At 50.5% G+C, this 20,214-nt stretch carries 19 protein-coding genes; 8 read left to right on the forward strand and 11 right to left on the reverse strand.

The annotated features are described in order from the left end of the window. The first annotated feature begins 36 nt into the window (after positions 1–36). Positions 37–867, forward strand: coding sequence for a 23S rRNA (guanine(745)-N(1))-methyltransferase (gene rlmA / locus KP22_RS04370; protein ID WP_039300212.1), 831 nt, complete (start codon positions 37–39; stop codon positions 865–867). Positions 868–939: 72 nt separating this feature from the next. Here the strand turns inward: rlmA and mntP are convergent, their stop codons facing one another. The 5 genes from mntP to manX all read right to left on the reverse strand — a co-directional run bounded on the left by mntP (position 940) and on the right by manX (position 5,267). Continuing rightward, complete coding sequence (mntP, locus tag KP22_RS04375; protein ID WP_039300209.1) at positions 940–1,512, reverse strand: manganese efflux pump MntP; 573 nt, start codon at positions 1,510–1,512, stop codon at positions 940–942. A 426-nt stretch (positions 1,513–1,938) separates the two neighbouring features. Then, a complete protein-coding gene (locus tag KP22_RS04380) occupies positions 1,939–2,397 on the reverse strand; it encodes a DUF986 family protein (RefSeq protein ID WP_039322659.1) in 459 nt (152 codons plus the stop codon). A 72-nt stretch (positions 2,398–2,469) separates the two neighbouring features. Next, positions 2,470–3,312 carry a PTS mannose transporter subunit IID gene (locus KP22_RS04385; protein ID WP_039322663.1) on the reverse strand — a complete coding sequence of 281 codons (843 nt, stop codon included), beginning with the start codon at positions 3,310–3,312 and terminating at the stop codon, positions 2,470–2,472. 14 nt (positions 3,313–3,326) lie between these two features. Then, complete coding sequence (locus KP22_RS04390; protein ID WP_039300201.1) at positions 3,327–4,124, reverse strand: PTS mannose/fructose/sorbose transporter subunit IIC; 798 nt, start codon at positions 4,122–4,124, stop codon at positions 3,327–3,329. 177 nt (positions 4,125–4,301) lie between these two features. Then, the gene (gene manX, locus KP22_RS04395) at positions 4,302–5,267 is read right to left on the reverse strand and encodes a PTS mannose transporter subunit IIAB (protein ID WP_039300199.1); all 966 of its coding nucleotides are present in this window, start codon (positions 5,265–5,267) and stop codon (positions 4,302–4,304) included. Between the two features lie 566 nt (positions 5,268–5,833). Between manX and KP22_RS04400 the strand changes: the two genes are divergently transcribed. Beyond that, the gene (locus KP22_RS04400; RefSeq protein WP_039300196.1) at positions 5,834–7,390 is read left to right on the forward strand and encodes a TerC family protein; all 1,557 of its coding nucleotides are present in this window, start codon (positions 5,834–5,836) and stop codon (positions 7,388–7,390) included. Positions 7,391–7,492: 102 nt separating this feature from the next. Here the strand turns inward: KP22_RS04400 and sdaA are convergent, their stop codons facing one another. The 3 genes from sdaA to pabB form a co-directional block, all read right to left on the reverse strand. Continuing rightward, positions 7,493–8,857: an L-serine ammonia-lyase gene (gene sdaA / locus KP22_RS04405; RefSeq protein WP_039322666.1), complete on the reverse strand. Its 1,365-nt coding sequence runs from the start codon at positions 8,855–8,857 to the stop codon at positions 7,493–7,495. 492 nt (positions 8,858–9,349) lie between these two features. Next, on the reverse strand, positions 9,350–9,943 hold the full coding sequence (locus tag KP22_RS04410; RefSeq protein ID WP_039322670.1) for a CoA pyrophosphatase: 594 nt from the start codon (positions 9,941–9,943) through the stop codon (positions 9,350–9,352). Then, entirely contained in the window at positions 9,944–11,398 is a 1,455-nt protein-coding gene (gene pabB / locus KP22_RS04415; RefSeq protein WP_039300188.1) for an aminodeoxychorismate synthase component 1, read from the reverse strand. It lies immediately after the preceding gene. Positions 11,399–11,525: 127 nt separating this feature from the next. Here pabB and KP22_RS04420 point away from each other — a divergent pair, with 127 nt between their 5' ends. After that, a complete protein-coding gene (locus tag KP22_RS04420) occupies positions 11,526–11,765 on the forward strand; it encodes a YoaH family protein (protein ID WP_039323464.1) in 240 nt (79 codons plus the stop codon). A gap of 38 nt (positions 11,766–11,803) precedes the next feature. Here the strand turns inward: KP22_RS04420 and KP22_RS04425 are convergent, their stop codons facing one another. Continuing rightward, on the reverse strand, positions 11,804–12,148 hold the full coding sequence (locus KP22_RS04425) for a RidA family protein (protein WP_039300181.1): 345 nt from the start codon (positions 12,146–12,148) through the stop codon (positions 11,804–11,806). A 194-nt stretch (positions 12,149–12,342) separates the two neighbouring features. On the opposite strand from KP22_RS04425, the gene yoaA reads away from it, so the two are divergent. From yoaA to rnd, 5 genes are all read left to right on the forward strand, one after another. Next, positions 12,343–14,262 (forward strand): DNA repair helicase YoaA, encoded by a 1,920-nt coding sequence (gene yoaA / locus KP22_RS04430; RefSeq protein ID WP_039300177.1) that lies wholly within the window; start codon positions 12,343–12,345, stop codon positions 14,260–14,262. Between the two features lie 114 nt (positions 14,263–14,376). Further along, positions 14,377–15,078, forward strand: coding sequence for a tRNA (adenosine(37)-N6)-threonylcarbamoyltransferase complex dimerization subunit type 1 TsaB (gene tsaB / locus KP22_RS04435; RefSeq protein ID WP_039322673.1), 702 nt, complete (start codon positions 14,377–14,379; stop codon positions 15,076–15,078). A 98-nt stretch (positions 15,079–15,176) separates the two neighbouring features. Continuing rightward, positions 15,177–15,803, forward strand: a complete 627-nt coding sequence (locus tag KP22_RS04440; protein WP_039322676.1) for a Slp family lipoprotein — start codon at positions 15,177–15,179, stop codon at positions 15,801–15,803. Between the two features lie 208 nt (positions 15,804–16,011). Continuing rightward, entirely contained in the window at positions 16,012–17,697 is a 1,686-nt protein-coding gene (fadD, locus tag KP22_RS04445; protein WP_156103710.1) for a long-chain-fatty-acid--CoA ligase FadD, read from the forward strand. A gap of 141 nt (positions 17,698–17,838) precedes the next feature. Beyond that, the gene (gene rnd / locus KP22_RS04450) at positions 17,839–18,963 is read left to right on the forward strand and encodes a ribonuclease D (RefSeq protein WP_039322679.1); all 1,125 of its coding nucleotides are present in this window, start codon (positions 17,839–17,841) and stop codon (positions 18,961–18,963) included. Between the two features lie 160 nt (positions 18,964–19,123). Here rnd and minE read toward each other — a convergent pair whose 3' ends face one another. After that, positions 19,124–19,393: a cell division topological specificity factor MinE gene (minE, locus tag KP22_RS04455; protein WP_005968801.1), complete on the reverse strand. Its 270-nt coding sequence runs from the start codon at positions 19,391–19,393 to the stop codon at positions 19,124–19,126. Positions 19,394–19,396: 3 nt separating this feature from the next. Continuing rightward, complete coding sequence (gene minD, locus KP22_RS04460) at positions 19,397–20,209, reverse strand: septum site-determining protein MinD (RefSeq protein ID WP_039300160.1); 813 nt, start codon at positions 20,207–20,209, stop codon at positions 19,397–19,399. Positions 20,210–20,214: the final 5 nt, after the last annotated feature.

Raw genomic sequence — 20,214 nt, forward strand, 5'->3', positions numbered from 1 at the left:
TGCAATGAAGACATTTTTAATGAGGAAAATGTGCCGATGAGTTATCAGTGTCCGCTATGCCAGTTACCTTTGGAGCGACACCCGCGGCAATGGACGTGTGGTAAACATAGCTTTGACTGTGCGAAAGAAGGGTACGTCAACTTGTTACCAGTACAGTTTAAGCGTTCTAAACAACCTGGTGATAGCGCAGAAATGATGCAAGCGCGTCGCAGCTTTCTGGAAAACGGGCATTATCAACCGCTACGCGATGCTGTCGCACAATATATTGAGAATAGTGTGGCTGATGATGCCGCTGCGTTGCTGGATATCGGCTGTGGAGAAGGGTATTACACCGCAGAGCTGGCACATCGTCTTAAATCACGCAGGGCGATGACGATATATGGGTTGGATGTTTCTAAAGCGGCGATTCAACGTGCGGCAAAGCGGTATGACAATGTTGAGTTCTGTGTTGCTTCCAGTCAGAGGCTGCCTTTTCAGAACCAATCCCTTGATGCTGTGGTAAAAATCTATGCGCCGTGTAATGACGCGGAGTTACAGCGTACTATTAAGATTGGCGGCTGGGTGGTGACAGTGTCACCAGGGCCGCGACATCTTTATCAACTGAAGTCGGAAGTCTACGATGAGGTGTTATTGCACCCGAGCAAAGATGAAGTGCTCACAGGCTTTCAACTTAGGGATCGACAAACGCTCTCATATACCATGCAGCTATCCGGGAGTGAGGCTGCTGCGTTATTGCAAATGACGCCTTTTGCCTGGCGGGCAACACCAGACGTAAGCGAGCGGTTGCAGGCAACCACGCAGTTTAGTTGTGAAACGGATTTTATTATCCGCCTGCATCAGCGTGTTGAGAGCGATGCTGACGCGTGATCGGGAAGAATAAAAACGGGCAGCGCGGTAGCGGGCTGCCCGTTGAAGTAGATGTCTTTTGTGACGGGTATATCAAGCGGTGTAGCCGAGATGCTCGTACAGGATATTGCAGCCAATACCAATCAGGACCAGCCCACCTATAATTTCTGCTTTTTTACCGAGAATCGGACCGATGTAGCGGCCAATCATCATGCCAAGCGTAACCATAATCATAGTGGAACAACCAATGACCATCGCAGTATGGAAAATATTGACCTGAAGAAACGCTAAACCGACGCCAATCGCCATGGCATCCAGACTAGTGGCGACTGCGGTACAAATTAACAGAGCCAGACTATGATTTTTGACTTTTTCACAACGACAGTCGGAAGAACCTTTAAGTCCCTCAACAACCATGCGGCCACCGAGAATCAATAACAGCGTAAATGCAACCCAGTGATCCCATTCGAGAATATATTGGCTGGCAAAAAAACCAAGTGCCCAGCCGATGAGAGGGGTAATCGCTTCGATGACACCAAAAATGAGGCCAGTACGGATCGCATCACGGAAACGAGGATTATGCAGGGCGGCACCTTTACCGATTGACGCGGCGAAGGCATCCATTGACATACCAAATGCTAGGATGAGTGTTGCTGACATGTTCATTATAAATAGCCTCGGCTGGACGATTAACCATATACACGCCGATCATCCCCAACCCGAATGATGATCCTACGTGTCTATGGTCTCGCCTGCCAATCACGCTTGGCCGCCCGCACCACGTTTTATGCTCCGATAATATGGAGATAGAACGAGTATGTTGATACGAGCATTTCTGACAAGTTACTATGAATAGTTTCTAATCAAAAATCGGCTACTCCCCAATGACGGCGCAACCTTACCATATTATTTATGGCGTAAACAACACCAAAAGTTTTAGGTGTTAATAATGCAATTGATAATTATTTTCATTTGAAAGGGAGTGGCGAGGCATTGTATAAAATAACGACAAGGTTGTTGGGGTTAAAATACCATCAAAAAATGAGGTGTATATATCGAGTTATTTTAATTGATTTAAAAATAAAACTTAATTCATTGATTGTTAATCATAAATTTATATATTTTCTCTAAATCATCGAGCTGAGTAACTTGTATCAATAAACGACGTTTCTCAAGATCGATAACTAATACTCCATCCTCAGATAAATTCATATTTTTAATTCTAGTATAAGGAATGAATATATTCGCATAAAAGAAACCGGTTGGTTTAAAAAGTAGTTTTGGCCGACGAATATAAGCCAGATAGCATGCCATGAAGGTCAGGGAAATCAAAAGATAGGTTGTGATAATGGCGCCATTACTCATCACATTTTGATAAATAAGAATACCCACTAAGCCGATGAAAATCAGCGTATCCAGCCGGTTCATTCGCTTTAGAGGAATGAGGAGTTGTGTTTTCCCTTTGAGCTTATCCATGATGAACTCGTCATAGATGGCATAAGCCAATGCTAAAGCAATCAACAACACCAGCGCGATATCCGTCATCGTCATCCGTATTACCTTGCCTATTAAGTATCCGTTAATAAAAAACAGCCGGGCACATTTGCACCCGGCTATTGGGGATTACACGCCGAGTAATCCGATCCAGTATCCGAAGATACCAATGGCGAAGAAGCCCATAATCAGCCACAGCGCGTTTACCTTGCGCCGTAACAGCCACATACAACCGAACGTCAGCAATAAAGGCACGAGCCCCGGCATGAGCTGATCAAGAATGGATTGAACGGTGGTTACCGTGGTTTCCCCGTTTTGGTTCGTCACTGTCGACACCACCATCGGTATATTGACGTGGGTCCATTTATTGACCAATGCCCCCATGACAAACAAGCCGAGGATTGACGCCGCTTCGGTCATTTTTTGCAGGAAACCGCCGCCCATATCACTGACGATATCGATCCCTTTGCGGTAACCGTAGGCGACGCCATAGTAACGTACCAGTAGCCGAACCAGGTTAAACAGGACAAAGAAGAGAACCGGCCCCAACAGACTGCCGCTCATGGCAATCCCTGCGCCTAGTGCGGCGAATACCGGACGGGCGGTGCCCCAGAATATCGGGTCGCCGACGCCAGCCAATGGCCCCATCAGCCCGACCTTCAGACCGTTTATCGCTGCGTCATCAATAGGCGCGCCGTTAGCACGTTGTTCTTCCATTGCCATAGTTACGCCGAGTATCGGAGCGGCAACAAAAGGCTGCGTATTGAAGAACTCCAGATGGCGCTTTATCGCTTGTTTACGCTCTTCCGAATTTTCAGGATAAAGACGGCGAATCACTGGCACCATGGAGAAACAGAAACCGAGTGCCTGCATACGTTCAAAGTTCCAGGAACCTTGAAATAGGTTGGAACGGATAAACACCGCGCGGATGTCGCTGTCAGTGAGTTTTTTGACATTCTTATTTTCGACCATTTTTCTCACTCCTGTTAATCCAGTTCGTTATCAAGACCGTTATTGCCGGATGCAACCGACTGGCCTTGAACCTTGTTATATTTCGGGCTGAGTTGGATATACAGCACCGCCATCACAATACCGATTACGCCCAGAGCCACCAGATTGAACTCAGTGAACGCAGCGGTAACGAAGCCAAGATAGAAGAACGGCATCAGGTAGCCCGCACGCATCATGTTGATGACCATCGCGTAACCGACGACGACAATCATCCCACCGGCGATATTCAAGCCGTTGGTGACAACGTCTGGGATGGAGTTCAGCAGGGCGTGAACGGCGTCAGTGCCGACAGAGACTGCGACAATAACCGCAGGAATCGCGATACGCATCGCCTGAAGCAGCAGGGCGGAGACGTGAATCCAACTGATGGCCGTCAGGTTACCTCGCTCTGCTGCGCTGTCTGCTGCATGCTGGAACGCAACCGTGATGGTACGAACAATGATGGTTAACACTTGCCCAGCGGCAGCGAGCGGAATTGCCAGAGCAATCCCTGCGCCGATCCCCTGACCACCGGCAATAACCAGAATGGTTGAGATAATGGATGCCAGCGCCGCATCTGGTGCTACGGCCGCACCGATGTTCATCCAGCCTAACGCGATCATTTCCAGCGTACCGCCAATAATGATCCCCGTTTTTAAATCACCTAACACTGCACCAATCAGCGTACAGGCGACGAGTGGACGGTGGAACTGGAATTCATCAAGAATCGAACCCATCCCCGAAACACACGCGACGAGAAATATCAGCACAATTTGAAGTGTGGTAATCTCCATCGTACTTCTCCTATAAAATGTGTCTGAGTAAAAATAAATCGCCATCCCCGTTGATTTTCTAAGTCGACATAACGCTTTTAAATATCGACATAAGTGCATATCTTGAAAATCGTCAGGTCTATAAAGCCATTATTGATGATGACATTAGCGTTAATAACCTTCGTAGTACGATAGGTATCAACGCGGAATTTTGTTAATTAAGTCCATCATTTTAATTCGGGAATCGGTTGATACTTTCCGAACCTCCAATTCAATACCGCGTTTATCTAATTCACGGAACGCTGCAATATCCTTCTCATCGATAGAGACGGCATTATTGACCTGCGTTTTCCCCTGTTTGAATGCCATCCCACCAATATTGACCGAAGTGATATTTACGCCATTTTCGATTAGTGTTAATACATCCGTCGGATTAGTGAACAGTAACATCACGCGATCGGCGGCATATTTGGGGTTGTCATAAACACGAACAGCCTTTGCCACATCGACCACGTGCGCGGTAACGCCCGGCGGTGCAACTTGAGTCAGCAACGTTTTACGCACGTGATCGGCAGCAACTTCATCGCTGATAACAATAATGCGCGAAACATTGGTTTCTTTCGTCCAGCGGGTGGCGACCTGACCATGAATCAGGCGGTCGTCGATACGAGCCAGCCCAATCTTCATGTGTTCGCCGGGTCCTGCCGGTATAGGGATGGCGTTGGTTTGCAAGGATGGCGGAGAAGGAGGCGCTGCTTTAGGCTTTTCCTGATGCTTCAGCGCTTTTACGCCATCTCTGCCGGCTTCCAACGCGATAGAAACCAGATCGGAGAAGGACGGATTATCATCCCGGGCCATAAAGGTTTCTGCCAACATGGGAATATTCACGCCAGCGATAACATCATGGTTTTCTTTGTCGGTGACGAGGCGGCTGGCGGCATTAAACGGGCTACCGCCCCAGGTATCAACGAGAAACAGCACGCCTTGCGATGTATCTAACTGCGTGAGCTTTTCCTGATATTTTTCTATCAATGTTTCGGCGTTTTCTCCAGGAACGAAATCGATCCAGGCGACATTACTTTGCTCGCCAAGGATCATTTCTGCTGTCTTTAACAGCGGTCCCGCAGTGGCACCGTGAGTGCATAACATTATGGCAATACTCACTTGCTACCTCCTCACGTTCACGATCAAAAAGAGTCAATGTGTCAGGAAACCGGGTTAGCGTTTAGCTTCGAACGTTAACCGTCGCGGTATTAGTATGGCTGCAAGAAAAAATTTTACCGTGGATTCATGACATTCACTGTGTTCCTCCAGGTTGTCAGGCGAGAAGTCGTGACTGACAGATTTATTTTACTTATCGAAAAAATAAATAGTGTGATGATGCTCTAATGCTGACCAGTTAAGCAGGGGGCTTAAATGACGCGGAATAGGAAAATTTGAACGTGTTATCAATGCGAAGCGGGTCTAAGAAATTCTTTGTGAAAAATGGTAACAACCTGTTAGAGTAAAGATCCCTTAAATTGCTTAGGAGCACCGGGCATCAGCCCTTCCCATGGACTGTCACCGACAAAACGTTCTTTGTTTCCCCGCTAATGCTGGCGGTTTTCTGTACTCTGCTGGTCACTCAGGCCACATTAAGAATCTCTCTGATTCACATCAACTCTTTTTATTACCATTCAATGCTGCTCATGCATTGATGTCATCTGCTCGTTCATTTTCTGGAGTCTGACATGGAATTTTTGCTAGATCCTTCAATCTGGGCAGGCCTATTGACGCTGGTGGTACTTGAAATTGTTCTGGGTATCGACAATTTGGTGTTTATCGCCATTTTGGCGGATAAATTACCCCCCAAGCAGCGAGATAAAGCCCGCATTATCGGTTTAAGCCTGGCGTTGTTCATGCGTCTGGGTCTGTTGTCTTTGATTTCCTGGATGGTCACATTGACGCGTCCACTGTTTAGCGTTGGCGATTTCAGCTTCTCAGGTCGTGACCTGATTCTGTTGTTCGGTGGTATGTTCCTCTTGTTCAAAGCCACGATGGAATTGCATGAGCGGCTAGAGAATAAAACGCAAGACGGTAACGGTAATCGCGCTCATGCCAGCTTCTGGGCGGTAGTTGCGCAGATTGTCGTACTGGATGCCGTATTCTCGCTGGATGCCGTCATTACCGCGGTGGGGATGGTCGATCATCTGGGGGTTATGATGACGGCGGTGATCATTGCGATGGGCGTCATGCTGATTGCCTCTAAACCGCTGACCAACTTCGTCAACGCGCACCCAACGGTGGTTGTTCTGTGTCTCAGCTTCTTGCTGATGATAGGTTTGAGCCTGATGGCGGAAGGTTTCGGCTTCCATATTCCGAAAGGCTACCTGTATGCCGCGATTGGTTTCTCCATCCTGATCGAACTGTTTAACCAAATTGCCCGTCATAACTTTATGAAGCATCAGTCGCACCGTCCTTTGCGTGAACGTACCGCAGAGGCCATTCTGCGCCTGATGGGCTCAAGGAAAAATACGGACGATATGGATGTGGATGAACCGCAGCAGAAACTCACGACAGAGGAATTCGCCGAGGAAGAGCGCAATATGATCAGCGGTGTGCTGACATTGGCCTCGCGTTCACTCCGTAGCGTGATGACACCGCGTACTGAAATCTCCTGGGTGGATAGTGCCAGTTCTGTCGAACAGATCCGGATGCAACTGCTGGATACGCCTCACAGCCTGTTCCCAATATGTCGCGGCTCTCTGGATGAAATTATCGGTGTCGTCCGTGCTAAAGATCTACTGGTGGCGCTGGAAACACAGACCGATGTGGAAAGCTTTGCTGCCGCTAACCCGCCAATTGTGGTGCCGGAAACGCTGGATGTGATAAACCTGCTACCCGTTCTGCGTCGTGCGAAAGGTAGCCTGGTGATCATCGCCAACGAATTTGGTGTGGTCCAAGGGTTGGTAACGCCGTTGGACGTGCTGGAAGCGATTGCGGGTGAATTCCCGGATGAAGACGAAACGTTGGATATCATTCCGGACGGCGAAGGTTGGTTGGTGAAAGGCGGAACGGATCTCCACGCTTTACAACAGGTAGTGGACAGCAGTGTTCTGGTTGATCCGAAGGAAGAGTATGCTTCACTGGCGGGGATGCTGCTCGCACATAGCGATGAGTTCCCGAAAGTCGGCGATACCATCGAATTGCACCACCTGAGCTTCCAGATCATTGAGGTTTCCGAGTACCGCATTGAACTGGTGCGAGTAGAACGCATCATCGATCGGGAAGAGGATGAAGACGCGTAATGTGCGCTTCATGATCAGATTGCAAAAAGCCCCGCCGATTTGGCAGGGCTTTTTTATGATGAAACAGAAGTGGGAAGAAAACGGATTAATCCCTCTGTACTTTTAATCACACTGGACTTTGATCGCCAATCCGCCTCGGGAGGTCTCACGGTATTTGGCGTTCATGTCTTTACCCGTCTCGTACATGGTTTCAATGACCTTATCCAGCGATACGCGGGCTTCACTGGTGCGGCGGGTCGCCATACGAGCAGCGTTAATCGCTTTAACAGAAGCAATCGCGTTGCGTTCGATGCACGGAACCTGTACCTGACCCGCAACCGGGTCACAGGTTAAGCCCAGATTATGTTCCATACCGATCTCGGCGGCGACGCAAACCTGTTCCGGGCTAGCGCCCATCAGTTCTGCCAGCCCTGCGGCTGCCATAGAGCAGGCTACGCCGACTTCCCCCTGACAGCCTACTTCAGCGCCGGAGATGGAAGCGTTCATTTTGTACAGAATGCCGACAGCGCCAGCTGCAAGGAAATAACGGATATAAATGGTCGGGCTAACCGGCTCGATGAAGTGGTCGTAATAGGCGAGGACGGCTGGGACGATACCACATGCGCCATTCGTTGGTGCCGTCACCACGCGGCCCCCTGCGGCATTTTCTTCATTCACCGCCAGCGCGAACATATTAACCCAGTCCACCACGTTCATCGGATCGTTGGATAGCTTATCGGAAGACACCAGCATACGACGCAGCGCTGAGGCGCGACGAGGGACGCGCAACGGGCCGGGTAAAACACCCTCGGTATTCATGCCGCGATCGATACAGGCACGCATCGTCTGCCAAATGTCGGCAAAGTACGCGTCAATCTCCTGACGGCTGTGCAACGCCAGCTCGTTGCGCATCACCATCCCAGAAAGCGACAGGCCACTCTGTTTACAGTGATCCAGCATTTCTTTAGCAGAATTGAACGTATAAGGAACAGAGACGTCGGTAGCGGCATCTTTGCCAAAATTCTCTGCATCAACGATGAAGCCACCGCCGATGGAGTAATAGGTTTTGCTATAAATCTCTTTATTACTGGCAAAGGCGGTGATGGTCATGCCGTTTTCGTGCAACGGCAGATTTTCACTGCGGAAAACCATGCCGCCTTCGCGTGGGAAATCCACCTCATGCTGCCCGTTAGCCAGCAGCAAACGTTCGCGTTGCTCAACATCGCGGATGAAGCCGGGGATCGCATCAATATCAACGGTATCCGGCATGTTGCCTGCCAGACCCATGATGATGGCGATATCTGTATGGTGTCCTTTACCTGTCAACGACAGCGAGCCATACACATCGACGGCAATACGCGTAGTTACGGTCAGTAAATCCTGGTTGATCAATTCATCGACAAATTGCTTACCGGCTTTCATCGGTCCAACCGTATGAGAGCTAGAGGGGCCAATACCGATCTTAAACATGTCGAAAACGCTTATCACGCGAAACTCCTCAAAGACTCAGGATCGTACCCGCTACTCTCTGGCTATCAGTTGCCAGCTCTTTCATCACAATCAGATAGTTATACCCGCCGCACTTCAAGATGAACCTCGCCCTAAAGAGCCAACGCTTTGCGTCGCTCAAAACGCTAACGTGTTGTCCTGAAACTCGAATTATTTAGCGTGTATGCTGCAAACTATCTGGCGATTCCAGTTCTGGCGAGATATGACCTGAATTGTAGTGGATATGTACCCAAAGATTAGAATAAAACTCGTCAAATCGCGCTATTGTAGTGTGGAATATGTTGTAAGGCTTCCTTTTTCGCATGAAATAAACTTATGCCAATGCATAATTTTACTTATCTCAAATGCGACCTAAGCCATTGTAAATTATCTATCTGAATGATTTTTGTTCGGCAAGAATGCCTTGAGAGTGAGGTTAATTAGTGAGAGAAAAGAAGTGCCGTGCCAAAGCCGCGGAGTGCGGCCTTGTACTTAGGGCCTGTCGGAAATCTGTAAAGCGAGCTGGTGGATGATGGCGGCGGTCAGTCCCCAAACAAACTGCTGCTGATACCAGGAGAGATAAACCCGGTGCCGTTGCTGTTTACGCTCAATATCCAGCGGGTAATAGCGGGTCAACGCGAAAGCCTCATCCAGCGGTATTTCAAACAGGTCGGCGACTTCATCTTCATTAGGGTGAAAGCGAGTCTGTGCAGCGATCAGCCCGACGACGGGCGTGACCTGAAAGCCGCTAACGCTGTCCAGCGGCGGTAGAACGCCTAACACTTGTACATTCTCCGGTGGGATAGCCACTTCTTCCTGCGCTTCACGTAGCGCCGTTTCTATAATTGAACGATCCGTTTTGTCTGCCGCCCCGCCGGGGAACGCAACCTGTCCGGCATGATTACGGAGATCGGCAGAACGTCGGGTCAATAATAGTGTGGGCGTAGGGTGACAAACAATCGGCACCAGAACTGCCGCCTGACGTTGTTGATGAACCGGCCGTAGCGGAGATGGAAGCTGTAGCTGAAAGCGCGTAATGAAGTCGTTCAGCACAAACTCCGTTGGCGGCAAGGCGATCTCATTCATTTACTCGATACCTGAATTGTTGGTCTGGGAGCCATCCAGCAGGGGAAGAATGCGGCCCACTTTATCAAATGTTTCTTGATATTCAGCCTGTTCCTGACTGTCGGCGACGATGCCACCACCTGCCCAACAGTAGATTTTGCCGCGTTCGGTTAATAACGTCCTGATGGTGATACTGGTGTCCATGGTTCCACATAGGCTGATGTAACCGATGCTGCCGCAGTAAGCATTGCGGCGCTGAGGCTCTAGTTCTTCAATAATCTGCATCGCACGAATTTTGGGGGCGCCAGTAATTGATCCACCGGGGAAACAGGCACGTAGCAGCGTGGTGGCCGGGCAATCTTCCGGTAGCTGTGCTTCGATCGTACTAACCAAATGATGTACTGCGGGAAAAGGTTCGACGACGAACAACTCAGGCACGCGAACGCTGCCTGGAACCGCGACGCGGCCGATATCGTTGCGCAAGAGGTCGACAATCATCAGGTTTTCAGAGCGATCTTTATCAGAGCTAGCGAGCCGTACTGCCTGTTGTTTATCAGCATCCGGGTCTGCGAGGCGCGGTAATGTACCCTTAATCGGGCGCGTTTGAATGTGATTATTTTCCAGCCAGAGAAAGCGTTCCGGCGATACGCTGATTACCGTATTTTCCGGTAGACGCAGGAAGGCTGAAAAGGGGGCTTTATTGCCTGCGGACAACCGTAAAAACGCCTGCCATTCATCGCCCACGTAAGCAGCAGAAAAACGCTGAGCCAGATTGACCTGATAGCAATCGCCTGCCAGAAGATAGTCCTGTATTTTGCGGAATTTTTCGCCATATGCGTCGCGTGACATATTTGGCTGCCAGTCGCTGGTGAGGCTGAAATCGGTTTTTGGCGCGTTTACGGGCGGGGTAGCTAACCAGTCGAGCCGCGCCTGAAGAGAATGATGTACGATCAGCGTTAATGTTTGCCGGTGATGGTCGGCAACCAGCGCCCAGTCGTATAAACCAATCGCCATGTCTGGCAGGTTGATATCCTGTTCAGCCTTCGTAGGCAGCGTTTCAATCTGACGCCCTAAATCGTAGCCAAACAGGCCAAGTGCGCCACCCTGAAAAGGAAAGTCAGGGTGAGTTTCGAGGGGCAGAGCCAATGCATCCAACTGCTGTTGCAGCAGGGTAAAGGGATCGCCTTCTACGGTATTCGTTACGCTGTCACGTGTGATTTCCGTCTTGCCTTCTCGCGTGCACAGCGTGACTCGAGGGTCAGCGACCATGATATCGAAACGATTGTGCGGATGATCGGCAAACCCAGAATGCAGCAGCATAGCCCACGGCTGTTGGGAAAAGGGTGCAAAGCGATCGATCAGCACAGTCGGGTAATAAGGTAGCGTGTGATAGAGAACGGCGGGGCCCGTCGCGGTGGACGAATCGCTTGTAGTATCTCTTGTATGAGTGATGTGAATCGTATTGGCGGCAGTCATGTTTTTTGTGTTGTGTCTACTATGGCATCGATTTTACTGACCACAGCCTACCACAAAGCAGAAATGCTGGTGTATGCCGAAGCGGGCATGCGATGATACGCACGAATTTATCAACCAGGAAACAATCATGATTGCAGGTATGCCCGCGCTGACACATAAGCAGCAACAAGATGCCGTAGAGCGCATTCAGGAATTGATGTCTGAGGGCATGAGCAGTGGACAGGCTATCGCGCTCGTCGCGGCGGAAATTCGCGAAAACCATAAAGGTGGCAACGTCGCGGTGATGTTTGACGAAGATGATGACGCATTTAATGACAGCGACGAAGAACACCATTTTGATGATGGTGAAGAGGAGGAAGAGCAGTAACCACCTTTCTTCCTCTTCAGATTATCTAAGACGATAGTTTATACCGCCGCGATTGCTTTTATTTCGACTTTGAATTTCGGATGCATCAGCTTAGCCTGCACGGTGCAGCGTACGGGCGCGCTGCCAGCCACGACCCAGGCATCCCACGCAGCGTTCATCGCGGCAAAATCATCGGCGTCGGCGAGAAAAATCGTCACGTCCAGCAGCCTGCTCTTATCCGTTCCCGCCTGTTTTAGAACCGCATCTATTGCGCTCAGCGCGTTTTCCGTCTGCGACTGGGCGTCGTCATCCAGATTCTCCGGCACGCTGGTGTAATAGAGCGTGTTGTTGTGGATGACAGCGTCTGACCAGCGTGCTTCAGGATTAATTCGTGTGATCGCCATGGGTGACGTTTCTCCTAACGTAATAAAGCGAATCGCCAAGCCTAACACAGTGGGTGTCGGCACGCGTTCCTGATTTAGGGTGGTAGCGGCGGGTGACTCTTGGCATAATCAGCGCGATATTTTGCCGCGACCTGAAACGGTTAGGGGCTTATAGACTTTATAGATAAAGCATTCCTTTGAAAAAGAGAGCAGGCGTGACGAACGATCGGGTAATCGATGATTTTGCTAATGACGGCGCGCTGGCGAAAGCAATCACGGGCTTTAAGCCTCGCGAACCACAGCGACAGATGGCGCAGGCTGTCATGCGGGCCATTGACGACAAAACGGCATTGGTGGTGGAAGCTGGAACCGGAACGGGTAAAACCTATGCTTACCTTGCGCCTGCCTTGCGTTCAGATAAAAAAGTCATCATCTCGACCGGGTCGAAAGCCTTACAGGATCAGCTCTATAGCCGTGATTTGCCAACGATTGCGCAAGCGCTGAAGTACAAAGGAAAATTAGCGCTGTTGAAAGGCCGCTCAAACTACCTCTGTCTGGAACGGCTTGAACAGCAGTCGCTAGGGGGCGGTGATTTACCCGGCGAAACGCTGAGCGAACTGGTCAGGCTGCGCGGCTGGTCGTCGGAAACAACAGAAGGCGATGTCACGACCTGTGCGGGCGTAGCGGAAGATAGCGCGATCTGGCCATTAGTGACCAGCACCAACGATAACTGTCTGGGCAGCGACTGTCCGCATTATAAAGAATGCTTCGTAGTGAAGGCGCGGCGCAAAGCGATGGATGCCGATATCGTAGTGGTCAACCATCATCTTTATTTGGCAGACATGGTGGTGAAGGAGACGGGGTTCGCGGAGCTGATTCCAGAAAGCGATGTCGTTATTTTCGATGAAGCCCATCAGATACCTGATATCGCCAGCCAATATTTTGGCCAACAGCTTTCCAGCCGCCAACTGCTGGATCTGGCAAAAGACATCATCATTGCCTACCGCACCGAAGTACGCGATGCCTCTCAATTACAAAAAAGCGCCGATCGCCTGACGCAAAGTACGCAGGACTTCCGGCTGGCGCTGGGCGATCCGGGGTTTCGCGGCAATCTCCGCGATGTGCTTGAGCAGCCGTCGCTTCAGCGTGCGCTGCTACTGTTGGATGATGCACTGGAGTTGTGTTACGACGTAGCGAAACTTTCGCTCGGGCGTTCTGCACTGCTGGATATTGCCTTTGAACGCGCCACACTTTACCGCAACCGTCTGAAACGGCTGAAAGACGTTCAGCTACCGGGATACAGCTACTGGTATGAATGCAATTCGCGTCATTTCGTGTTGGCGCTGACGCCATTGTCCGTCGCCGATCGCTTTCGCGAACTACTCAAGGAGAAGCCCGCCGCCTGGGTGTTTACCTCCGCGACGCTGTCTGTTAACGATCAACTCTTTCACTTCACCGATAGGCTGGGTTTGGATAACGCGAAGACGCTCCTGTTACCCAGCCCGTTTGATTACGCTAATCAGGCTCTGCTCTGCGTTCCTCGTAACCTGCCGGAAACCAATCGCCCCGGTGCGGCGAAAAGGCTGGCAGCGATGCTGCGACCGTTGATTGAAGCGAATCAGGGGCGCTGCTTTATGCTGTGTACCTCACATCAGATGATGCGAGATTTAGCCGCCGAATTCCGCGCCACGCTGACGCTACCGGTGCTGTTACAAGGAGAAACCGGCAAGGCGCAGCTGTTGTCGCAGTTTGTATCGGCGGGTAATGCCTTATTGGTGGCGACCAGCAGCTTCTGGGAAGGCGTGGATGTGCGCGGCGATACGCTCTCCTGCGTCATTATCGATAAACTGCCGTTTACCTCACCGGACGATCCGCTGTTGAAGGCACGTATTGAAGATTGCCGTCTGCGCGGCGGTGAGCCATTCGACGATGTGCAGGTTCCCGATGCGGTAATTACCTTGAAACAAGGCGTGGGTCGCCTCATCCGTGATGTTGAGGATCGCGGTGTGATTGTGATTTGCGATAATCGGTTGGTGATGCGGCCGTACGGTGCAGTGTTCCTTAATAGTTTACCGCCGACACCGCGTACCCGCGATATTCAGCAAGCGATTACTTTCCTGACGCGTAACACGTAATCCCCGTTGACGATTGCCGTATGGCCTGACCGATGGTGGGAAGGGCTGCGGCACAGCAGGGGCTTATGCTATGATACGGGTTATTAAGATTTATTTATCCTGCCTGAGGTTGGCATGTCTACGCGAATTCTAGCGCTTGATACCGCAACGGAAGCCTGTTCCGTCGCACTCTGGAATGAAGGCGAAATTCATTCTCTGTTCGAAGTTTGTCCCCGTGAACACACTCAACGTATCCTGCCGATGGTTCAGCAGGTGCTGGCTGACAGCGGCCTGACGCTCAAGGATCTTGATGCACTGGCCTTTGGGCAAGGGCCGGGAAGTTTTACTGGTGTGCGGATTGGAATTGGTATTGCGCAAGGGCTGGCGTTGGGGGCGGATTTACCGCTGCTCGGCGTATCGTCATTGGCGACCATGGCGCAGGGTGCTTTCCGCCTGACGCAGGCGACGCAAGTGCTTGCTGCCATTGATGCGCGCATGGGGGAAGTGTACTGGGGCTGCTACCAGCATGATGTTGACGGTGTCTGGCAGGGCGAATCTGAGGAAGCCGTATTGAAACCTGAACAGGTGCAGGCGTTAACTGCCGCGCTGTCAGGCGAATGGGCCACAGTAGGAACCGGGTGGGAAACCTATCCTAAACTGGTTAATCATTCCTCCTTGTCGTTATCGAAGGGTGAGGTGCTGTTGCCGCAGGCGCAGGACATGTTGCCGCTGGCCTGTCAGCTATGGCTGGCAGGAAAAGCGGTCAGCGTCGAGAATGCGCAACCGCGCTACCTGCGCAATGAAGTAACCTGGAAAAAACTGCCCGGCCGCGAATAGCCATCACGCACATATTTCATAATGTATAACGGGAATAAACAGCAACTTATTCGATGCTGAGCAGTCTAACGGTCAGATATCTGAAGAGGGGTTGTGCCATGCGTGTACAGATAAAAAGTATGCAAAAAAGGCTGCATCTGAGTCAGAAAAAAGCACGCCTCTGTATGGTGGCTGCGTCAGTGCTGTTGCTTTCAGGCTGTGTCACGGTGCCGGATGCCATCAAAGGTACGTCCCCAACGCCGCAGGACGATCTCGTTCGTGTGATGAATGCGCCGCAGATTTATGTCGGCCAGGAATCACGTTTTGGTGGGCGAGTGGTCAGCATCCGCAATGAAGCGAATAAAACGCGCCTGGAGATCGCCAGTATGCCACTGGATAGCGGTGCGAAACCGCGGTTGGATATGCCGTCAGAAGGGCGTTTTATTGCCTATGTAAATCGCTTTCTGGAACCTGTCGATTTTAAAGACCAACTGGTGACGGTTGTCGGGCCTATTGTCGGCACCGAACAGGGCGCTATTGGTGATAAACCCTATCGCTATGTCGTGATCGACGCACAAGGCTACAAACGCTGGAATGTCGTGCAGCGCCTGATGGTGCCGCCCGGAGGTTACGGCTATGGTCCGTGGGGATGGCGTGCGGGTTACGGTTACGGCTGGGGTCCCGGGTGGGGGTTCGACGGCGGTTGGTCTGGTCCGGCACGGATTGAGAATATTGTGACAGAATAAGAATCTAAAATTATTTCGTTCGACGTAAAGAGATCAGGCGACGCAGGTCGCCTGATTTTTTTTGAATAAAGAATAAATTAGTGATCGTTCTCGCAACCTTAACATTGTTTGTTAGCTAACTGGTAGGCTGAGTTAAAATAATGTTAATAACAATATGCCTCTGAGGGCGACGACGATGCCACTAAAAAAATATCTCGGGAGTGACGTCTTGGAAAAAATTTGGTTATCACGCTACCCGGCGGACGTACCGGCGGAAATCGATCCGGATCGCTATTCGTCGTTGGTTGACATGTTTGAAAATAACGTAAGGCGTTATGCCGATCGACCTGCATTCATCAACATGAGTGAGGTGATGACGTTTCGCAAGTTGGAAGAGCGGAGTCGGGCGTTTGCGGCCTATTTGCAAAACCAGCTTAAATTGCGAAAGGGCGATCGTGTCGCGTTGATGATGCCCAACCTGCTGCAATATCCCGTTGCGCTGTTTGGCGTGCTGCGCGCGGGTCTGGTGGTGGTTAACGTTAACCCACTGTATACGCCGCGTGAGCTGGAACATCAGCTAAAAGACAGCGGTGCCAGCACGATTGTTATCGTGTCTAACTTCGCGCATACGCTGGAAAAAGTCGTCCATAACACGGCGGTGAAGCACGTAATTCTGACCCGTATGGGAGATCAACTCTCCACGGCGAAAGGGACGCTGGTCAACTTCGTGGTGAAGTACATTAAGCGGCTGGTGCCTAAATACCATCTGCCGGATGCGATATCGTTCCGTCGTGTTTTGCAGGAAGGACGGCGTCAGCAGTATATTCGCCCCGATATTATCAATACCGATCTGGCATTTCTGCAATACACCGGCGGCACCACGGGCTTAGCGAAAGGTGCCATGCTCACACACCGTAATATGCAGGCGAATGTAGCACAGTGTCTTGCGGCTTATGGCCCGGTGTTGAGGGAAGGAAATGAATGGGTTGTCACGGCGTTGCCGCTGTACCATATTTTTGCTTTAACGGCGAACTGTCTGCTGTTTTTTGAGTTGGGCGGACAAAATCTGTTGATCACCAATCCCCGAGATATTCCTGCGGTGGTAAAAGAATTGAAGGCGTATCCTTTTACGGCGATTACGGGCGTCAATACGTTGTTTAATGCGCTGTTAAATAATAAAGAATTCCATGAGCTTGATTTCTCAACGCTGCGTCTATCGGTTGGCGGTGGAGCATCGGTGCAACGGGCGGTAGCGGAACGCTGGGAGAAGCTAACGGGTAAACATCTGCTTGAGGGATATGGGTTAACAGAAAGTTCCCCGCTGGTGGCAGTGAACCCTTACGATCTCAAACATTACAGCGGCAGTATCGGGCTACCGGTGGCATCAACGGATGTCAGAATTATTGACGATAATGGTAACGACGCAGGGCCGGGTGAATCCGGTGAGCTGTGGGTGCGTGGGCCGCAGGTGATGTTAGGGTACTGGCAGCAGCCTGCCGCAACGGATGAGGTGTTAAAAGACGGCTGGCTGGCAACAGGTGACATTGTCACTGCTGATGATGAAGGATTCCTGCGAGTCATCGATCGTAAGAAAGACATGATTCTGGTTTCCGGTTTTAACGTCTATCCGACAGAAATTGAAGACGTTATCAGTCGTCATCCTAAAGTCTCCGAGTCTGCGGTGATTGGGGTCGAGAATGAGGTATCTGGTGAAGCAGTAAAAGCCTTTGTGGTAAGGCGTGATAACTCGTTAACGAAAGAGGAACTCATTACTCACTGTCGCCGTAATCTTACAGGTTATAAAGTGCCGAAAGAGATCGAATTCTGTGAGGATTTGCCGAAATCCAACGTCGGGAAAATTCTGCGCCGCGAATTACGTGGCGAGAAGATGGCGAAGAAAGACGTTGCCGCCTGACGATTTTCCGCGAAAAACGACTGCCAGAGAGAGGCAGGACGCGATATGATGTTTTCACGCCGGTTTATCCGGCGTTCTTTTTTATGGCGATATAGATTTGACCCAGAACCGTAAAGTTAAAACAACCAAGAGAATGACGTTTTGAATTATCAGTTGATCACTTCCGACATCGGGTTACAACAGGTTTGCTCTCAGGCGCGACGCTTTCCGCAGGTGGCATTGGACACGGAGTTCGTCAGAACCCGCACGTATTACCCGCAATTAGGGTTGATTCAATTGTATGACGGCGAACAGCTTTCACTTATCGACCCGTTAACCATTACAGACTGGGCACCCTTTCAAGCGTTACTGCATGACCAAGAGGTCACTAAATTCCTGCATGCAGGCAGCGAAGATCTGGAGGTGTTCATCAATACGTTTGGGACATTGCCGACGCCGTTCATTGACACACAGATTCTGGCTGCATTTTTAGGCAAACCGCTATCTTATGGTTTCGCTGCGCTAGTGGCCGACTACATGGACGTGACGCTGGATAAAAGCGAGTCGAGAACCGACTGGCTAGCTCGACCATTGAGCGAAAAGCAGTGCGATTACGCAGCGGCAGATGTGCTCTATCTGTTGCCGATGGCGATTCAACTGGTGGCAGATACGGAAGCAGCAGGGTGGATGAATGCCGCGCGGGATGAGTGTCTCCTGCTTTGTCAGCGTAAACAGGATATTTTATCACCAGCGCTGGCCTATCGTGAATTTGGTAATGCCTGGCAACTGCGTGACCGGAACCTGGCTTGCCTTCAGCGTTTGGCTGAATGGCGCTTGTGTAAAGCGCGTGAACGGGACAGTGCGGTGAATTTTGTCGTACGTGAAGAGAACCTCTTACAGGTAGCGCGTTGTCTGCCTACTTCGCTGGGTGAACTGAGTTCACTGGGGCTGAGCGGCCCGGAAATCCGCTATCACGGAAAGACGCTGCTGGATTGTGTTGCGCAGACGGAAGGTATTGCTGACGCGGATTGTCCTCCGCCAGTGATTAATTTGATCGACTATCCCGGCTATAAAAAAGCGTTTAAAGATATTAAGGCATTAGTGCAGCACGCGAGCGAACAGAGTGGATTATCCGCCGAGCTATTAGCATCACGTCGCCAAATTAATCGCCTACTGAACTGGCACTGGAAATTAGCGGCGCAAGACGCGAGCACACCGGAAATGTTGTCCGGCTGGCGTGGTCAGCTATATGGCGATGAACTGCGTGAAATCGTACAGGGCTATTAATTACCTGCAAGTGAGTATTTTCAATACACCTTATTTGTTGCGAATTGAAAAAGCAGCAAATAAGGTGAGAAGAGCGCGACGAAATAACAGAACAAGCAACAACTAACTGTATAAATATACAATACCCCTGCAAAATCGCAGGGGTATTAAAGCAGAAAAATCATTTAGGCGTTTCTTCCGCTTCCGGTAATGTAACGTTCAACTCAAGCACGGAAATATCATCTCCTTTTTGCTCAAGTTGAACTGTTACCATCTCAGGATCAATCTGTACATATCTACAGATAACCTCAAGAATGTCTCGCTTTAATTGCGGCAGATAATGGGGTTCGCTATCTCCCCGGCGTCGCTCCGCGACAATAATTTGCAGCCGTTCCTTGGCAATATTGGCTGTCGTTTTTTTGCGGGACAGAAAGAAGTCCAGTAAAGCCATAATTTATCCCCCAAAAAGTCGTTTAAGGAAACCCTTCTTCTCTTCTTCAATAAAACGGAAAGGACGCTCTTCGCCAAGCAAGCGATCAACCGTATCCGAATAGGCTTTACCCGCGTCGGCTTCAGCATCCAGAATCACTGGTTCGCCTTGGTTAGAGGCGCGGAGTACGGATTGATCTTCAGGAATCACGCCAACCAGTGGAATCCGCAGGATCTCAAGCACGTCTTCCATACTCAGCATGTCGCCACGACTCACCCGGCCAGGGTTGTAACGCGTCAACAGCAAATGCTCTTTGATTGGATCTTCAGAACGCTCTGCACGACGTGATTTTGAGGATAGAATGCCCAGAATACGGTCGGAGTCGCGAACGGAAGAGACTTCCGGGTTAGTGGTGATAATCGCTTCGTCAGCGAAATAGAGCGCCATCAACGCACCCGTTTCAATCCCGGCTGGTGAATCACATACGATAAAGTCAAAATTCATATCGCCCAGATCGTTGAGTATTTTTTCAACACCTTCATGGGTTAACGCATCTTTATCACGCGTTTGTGACGCGGGCAGAATGTAGAGGTTGTCCGTTCTCTTATCTTTGATCAGCGCCTGATTCAACGTGGCGTCACCTTGAATAACGTTCACAAAGTCATAGACGACGCGACGCTCACATCCCATGATCAGGTCGAGGTTACGCAGACCAATGTCAAAATCGATGACAACGGTCTTTTTTCCTTTCTGGGCTAAACCGGTAGCAATGGCCGCGCTTGATGTGGTCTTGCCAACGCCCCCTTTACCCGATGTAACAACAATGATGCGTGCCATAAATG

It is taken from the genome of Pectobacterium betavasculorum (assembly GCF_000749845.1).
Taxonomy (GTDB): Bacteria; Pseudomonadota; Gammaproteobacteria; order Enterobacterales; family Enterobacteriaceae; genus Pectobacterium; species Pectobacterium betavasculorum.

Excerpts from the sequence above, each read along its gene's own strand:
- rlmA (WP_039300212.1), top strand. The coding sequence starts at position 37 with ATGAGTTATCAGTGTCCGCTATGCCAGTTACCTTTGGAGCGACACCCG.
- mntP (WP_039300209.1), bottom strand. The coding sequence starts at position 1,512 with ATGAACATGTCAGCAACACTCATCCTAGCATTTGGTATGTCAATGGAT.
- KP22_RS04380 (WP_039322659.1), bottom strand. The coding sequence starts at position 2,397 with ATGACGATGACGGATATCGCGCTGGTGTTGTTGATTGCTTTAGCATTG.
- KP22_RS04385 (WP_039322663.1), bottom strand. The coding sequence starts at position 3,312 with ATGGTCGAAAATAAGAATGTCAAAAAACTCACTGACAGCGACATCCGC.
- KP22_RS04390 (WP_039300201.1), bottom strand. The coding sequence starts at position 4,124 with ATGGAGATTACCACACTTCAAATTGTGCTGATATTTCTCGTCGCGTGT.
- KP22_RS04400 (WP_039300196.1), top strand. The coding sequence starts at position 5,834 with ATGGAATTTTTGCTAGATCCTTCAATCTGGGCAGGCCTATTGACGCTG.
- KP22_RS04410 (WP_039322670.1), bottom strand. The coding sequence starts at position 9,943 with ATGAATGAGATCGCCTTGCCGCCAACGGAGTTTGTGCTGAACGACTTC.
- pabB (WP_039300188.1), bottom strand. The coding sequence starts at position 11,398 with ATGACTGCCGCCAATACGATTCACATCACTCATACAAGAGATACTACA.
- KP22_RS04420 (WP_039323464.1), top strand. The coding sequence starts at position 11,526 with ATGATTGCAGGTATGCCCGCGCTGACACATAAGCAGCAACAAGATGCC.
- KP22_RS04425 (WP_039300181.1), bottom strand. The coding sequence starts at position 12,148 with ATGGCGATCACACGAATTAATCCTGAAGCACGCTGGTCAGACGCTGTC.
- tsaB (WP_039322673.1), top strand. The coding sequence starts at position 14,377 with ATGTCTACGCGAATTCTAGCGCTTGATACCGCAACGGAAGCCTGTTCC.
- KP22_RS04440 (WP_039322676.1), top strand. The coding sequence starts at position 15,177 with ATGCGTGTACAGATAAAAAGTATGCAAAAAAGGCTGCATCTGAGTCAG.
- minE (WP_005968801.1), bottom strand. The coding sequence starts at position 19,393 with ATGGCTTTACTGGACTTCTTTCTGTCCCGCAAAAAAACGACAGCCAAT.
- minD (WP_039300160.1), bottom strand. The coding sequence starts at position 20,209 with ATGGCACGCATCATTGTTGTTACATCGGGTAAAGGGGGCGTTGGCAAG.